The following is a 574-nucleotide window of genomic DNA, read 5'->3' as shown; positions in this document are numbered from 1 at the left end:
AAAATCAGAGATATGAAAAAGATTGAAAATTCATTCGCAGTAACAGGTTTTATCGGTAAGGATGCAGAAATCCGTAGTTTTGAAACAGCAAGCGTAGCACGCTTTTCTATCGCGGTCAGCCGTGCAGACAAGACAGGTGAAGAAACCTCTTATGTTTCCGCTTTCATGGGGATTGAAGCCTGGAGAAAGAATGAAGCACTGGATTCCTTCGATGTATTGAAAAAAGGTGAGCTGATAACCGTTGAAGGCTACTTTAAGCCGGAAGAATGGACGGATTCTAAAAGTGGGGAGAAGCGTAACCGCATTGTGATGGTAGCCACCAAGTTTTATCCGGCTCCGGAAAAAGAAGAAGAAAAACCGGATCAGCCTAAACAGAAGGCTGTCTCTAAAAAGAAAAAAGCAAGCAAATGATTGAAGCGGCCTAGTGCCGCTTTTTTTTGCTACATATCCGAGAGTGTTTTTGCGTTCACGCAGTATTCTTCCCCACCCTCCCCTTCATCGGAATGACTGTTCTCATTCCCGGTTTGCCCGTAGTCATCCGCTATGCGGCTGATTATGGGCAAACCAGAAAAGA

Annotated in this window: 1 protein-coding gene; it reads left to right on the top strand. The window is 44.6% G+C overall.

The window, feature by feature from the left end; all coding sequences use genetic code 11:
- Nucleotides 1-12: 12 nt before the first annotated feature.
- Nucleotides 13-411: a single-stranded DNA-binding protein gene (locus DWW10_RS25860; protein ID WP_005868746.1), complete on the top strand. Its 399-nt coding sequence runs from the start codon at nt 13-15 to the stop codon at nt 409-411.
- Nucleotides 412-574 lie beyond the last annotated feature (163 nt).

This window comes from Bacteroides intestinalis, assembly GCF_003464595.1.
Lineage (GTDB): Bacteria > Bacteroidota > Bacteroidia > Bacteroidales > Bacteroidaceae > Bacteroides > Bacteroides intestinalis_A.
Note: the sequence above shows the minus strand (reverse complement) of the source record. Positions and strands in the feature narration are given on the sequence as shown.

Coding starts and splice junctions, on each gene's coding strand:
- DWW10_RS25860 (WP_005868746.1), top strand. CDS start 13: ATGAAAAAGATTGAAAATTCATTCGCAGTAACAGGTTTTATCGGTAAG.